This is a genomic window from Micromonospora sp. ATLC20 (assembly GCF_057196585.1).
The window spans coordinates 1-3,732 of the sequence record NZ_JBXUOV010000303.1 but is presented as its reverse complement, the minus strand read 5'-3'; the positions used below and the strand labels follow the sequence as shown (position 1 = coordinate 3,732).

The following is a 3,732-nucleotide window of genomic DNA, read 5'->3' as shown; positions in this document are numbered from 1 at the left end:
CTCGCAAGACCGGCTCACTCCTCGCGCTCCCGGACCGCTGAGGTCGCGACTGCGGGGCTCGCAAGACCGGCTCACTCCTCGCGCTCCCGGAGAACGCAGAACTCGTTGCCCTCCGGGTCGGCGAGCACCGTCCACTCCACGTCTCCCTGGCCGATGTCGACGTGCCGGGCGCCCATGTCGACGAGGCGCTCCACCTCGGCCTCCATGTCGGCCGGGCGCAGGTCGATGTGCAGCCGGTTCTTTCCCTCCTTCGGCCCGGCGACCGGGACGAAGACGAGCCCGGGCGTCGTGTCGGGGGTCCGGCGGATCTCCACCTCGTCCGGCTTGTCGGTGATCACCTGATAGCCGAGGGCCTCCGCCCACCAACTGGCGAGCCGGGACGGGTCCCGGGCGTCGATGGTCAGGTTCTCCCAGACGGCGGTCATGCGGCCACCCCTCCTGATCGACACGTGGCGGAAGCTCAGGTTACGCCGAGGAGGCCGGAAAGGCGCGCCGGGCGTACGCGGGGCCGCCGGCGAGCACCGGCGGCCCCGCGCCCGGTCAGCGGGAGTCCGAACCCGTGGTGGTGATGGCCGCCCGGCCCGCCTCCAGCCGGGCCACCGGCACCCGGAACGGCGAGCAGGAGACGTAGTCCAGCCCGACCTCGTGGAAGAAGTGCACCGAGTCCGGGTCACCGCCGTGCTCGCCGCAGACGCCGAGCTTCAGCCCCGGACGGGCCGCCCGGCCCTCCTCGGCGGCGATGCGCACCAGCCGGCCGACACCGTCGGTGTCGATCGACTCGAACGGTGAGATGCCGAAGATGCCCAGCTCCAGGTACCGCCAGAAGAACGCGCCCTCCACGTCGTCGCGGGAGAAGCCCCAGCCCATCTGGGTCAGGTCGTTGGTGCCGAAGGAGAAGAACTCGGCCGCCTCGGCGATCTGTCCGGCGGTCAGCGCCGCCCGGGGCACCTCGATCATCGTGCCGATCAGCACCTCGACGCCGCTGTCCCCGACCACCTCGGCGATGATCCGCTCGGCCTCGGTGCGTACCGTCTCCAGCTCCTGCACGGCCCCGACGAGCGGCACCATGATCTCCGGGCAGGCGGTGCCGCCGTCGCGGACGACCGCGACGGCGGCCTCCGCGATCGCGCGGACCTGCATGGCGAACAGGCCGGGGATGACCAGGCCGAGGCGTACGCCGCGCAGGCCCAGCATCGGGTTCTCCTCGTGCATCCGCCGCACGGCGGCGAGCAGCGCCTCCTCCTTGGCGACGTCCTCGCCGCGCTCCTGCGCGACCGCGACGTTCACCGCGAGCTGCTCCAGCGGAGGCAGGAACTCGTGCAGCGGCGGGTCGATCAGCCGCACGGTGACCGGCAGGCCGTCCATCTCGCGGAAGATCTCCATGAAGTCGGCCCGCTGCAGCGGCAGCAGCGCGGCCAGCGCGTCCTCCCGCTCCTTGTCGCCGGAGGCCAGGATGAGCCGCTCGACCAGCTCGCGCCGGTCGCCGAGGAACATGTGCTCGGTGCGGCACAGGCCGATGCCCTCGGCGCCGAAGCGCCGCGCCCGGGCCGCGTCCGCGCCGGTGTCGGCGTTCGTGCGTACCCGCAGCCGCCGCGCCGCGTCGGCGTGCGTCATGATCCGGTGTACGGAGCGGACCAGCGCGTCGTCGGTGTTCTCCGGGTCGAGTTCGCCCTCGAAGTACTGCACCACCTCGGACGGCATGACCGGCACCTCACCGAGGTAGACCTTGCCGGTGGTGCCGTCGATCGAGACCACGTCGCCCTCGTTCACCACGTGGTCGCCCACTGTGAACCTCTTCGCCGGCACGTTCACGTCCAGCTCGTCGGCGCCGGAGACGCAGGTCTTGCCCATGCCGCGGGCCACCACGGCGGCGTGACTGGTCTTGCCGCCCCGCGAGGTGAGGATGCCCTGGGCGGCGATCATGCCGTTGAGGTCGTCCGGGTTGGTCTCCCGGCGGACCAGGATCACCGACTCCCCCTCGGCGGCCAGCTCGACCGCCCGGGCCGAGGTGAAGACCACCTTGCCGGACGCCGCGCCCGGGGAGGCGCCGATGCCCTTGGCGACCGCCTCGAACTCGTGGTCGAGCTGGAAGCGCGGGAACATCAGCTGGGCGAGCTGCGCGCCGTTGACCCGGTGCAGCGCCTCGTCCAGGTCGATCAGGCCCTCGTCGACGAGCTGCCCGGCGATGACGAACGCGGCGGCGGCGGTGCGCTTGCCGACGCGGGTCTGCAGCATCCAGAGCTTGCCGCGCTCGATGGTGAACTCGATGTCGCAGAGGTCCTTGTAGTGCTCCTCCAGCCGGGCCATGATGCCGAGCAGCTGGTCGTAGGAGGTCTTGTCGAGCTGCTCCAGCTCCTGCAACGGCACCGTGTTGCGGATGCCGGCGACCACGTCCTCGCCCTGGGCGTTCGCGAGGTAGTCGCCGTAGATGCCCTGCGCGCCGCTGCCCGGGTCGCGGGTGAACGCGACGCCGGTGCCGGAGTCCGGACCGAGGTTGCCGAATACCATCGTCACCACGTTGACGGCGGTGCCCAGGTCGGCCGGGATGCGCTCCTGCCGGCGGTAGAGGATCGCCCGCTCCGCGTTCCACGAGTCGAAGACCGCGCGGATGGCGAGGTCGAGCTGCTCGCGCGGCTCCTGCGGGAACTCGCGGCCGGTGTGCTTGGCGAAGATCTTCTTGTACGCGTCGACCAGCCCGCGCAGGTCGTCGGCGTCCAGGTCGAGGTCGTTGTGCGTACCCTTGGCGCTCTTGATCTCGTCCAGCGCGTGCTCGAACTCCTCGCCCGGCACCTCGCAGACGGTCTTGCCGAACATCTGGATCAGCCGCCGGTACGAGTCCCAGGCGAACCTGTCTGCGCCGCCGGAGGCGGCCCGGTCAGCACTGCCACCGGCCTGTCGTGCGAGTCCCTCGACGCTGCGGTCGTTGAGGCCGACGTTGAGGACGGTCTCCATCATGCCCGGCATGGAGAACTTGGCGCCGGAGCGTACCGAGACCAGCAGCGGGTCGTCCGGGTCGCCGAGGCGCCGGCCCATCTCGCGCTCCAGGGACTCCAGGTGCGCCTCGATCTGCGCGGCCAGGCCGTCCGGCTCGCGCCCGGTCGTCAGGTACGCCTTGCAGGCCTCCGTGGTGATCGTGAAGCCGGGCGGAACCGGCAGGCCGAGATTCGTCATCTCGGCCAGGTTGGCCCCCTTGCCGCCGAGCAGATCCTTGAGATCCTTGTTGCCCTCGGCGAAGTCGTAGACGTACTTCTGCTCGACCGGATCGTGCGCTGCCACCAGAGCCTCCCACGCGCGCCATTGACACTTAACGAAGGTTCAGTTCGGACATACCCCGGTAGTGACCACCGGCAATCCCGGCTCGTCAGCGTCGGTGGGCCGAAGGCTAGGCGAGTTTCGAGAAACCTGGGAGCGTTCGGTGACTTTCGGCACAACGGTCACCACAATCCGCGTTCGTACGGGTTTTTGGGAACGCTTCCACGAGCACGATCACGCAATTCCGCTTCTCCTCGTACTCTTGACGTCACTGCATCTCGCGGAACCTGACCTTTGCCATATCCCGCGCGAATACACCCTCGGAGCCGTCGCCGTGCCGACAAACCCCGCCGCCCCGCAGATCGGGCCGGAGCCGTCCGACACCCCTCCCACCAGCCCTTCCGGCGACCTGCCGCCGCCGGATGCGGCCTCGCCCGGCGCGCCCGCCCCGGCGGCGTCCCCCGCCGGCCTGCCCGGTGC

General features: G+C 70.7%; 2 protein-coding genes. Both read right to left on the bottom strand.

All coding sequences use genetic code 11. The annotated features are described in order from the left end of the window. Positions 1–71: 71 nt before the first annotated feature. Positions 72–425, bottom strand: coding sequence for a VOC family protein (locus AC2CHG_RS30475; protein WP_262015175.1), 354 nt, complete (start codon positions 423–425; stop codon positions 72–74). Between the two features lie 115 nt (positions 426–540). Continuing rightward, the gene (gene ppdK, locus AC2CHG_RS30470; RefSeq protein ID WP_484526106.1) at positions 541–3,276 is read right to left on the bottom strand and encodes a pyruvate, phosphate dikinase; all 2,736 of its coding nucleotides are present in this window, start codon (positions 3,274–3,276) and stop codon (positions 541–543) included. Between the last annotated feature and the right edge of the window lie 456 nt (positions 3,277–3,732).

Coding starts and splice junctions, on each gene's coding strand:
- AC2CHG_RS30475 (WP_262015175.1), bottom strand. CDS start 425: ATGACCGCCGTCTGGGAGAACCTGACCATCGACGCCCGGGACCCGTCC.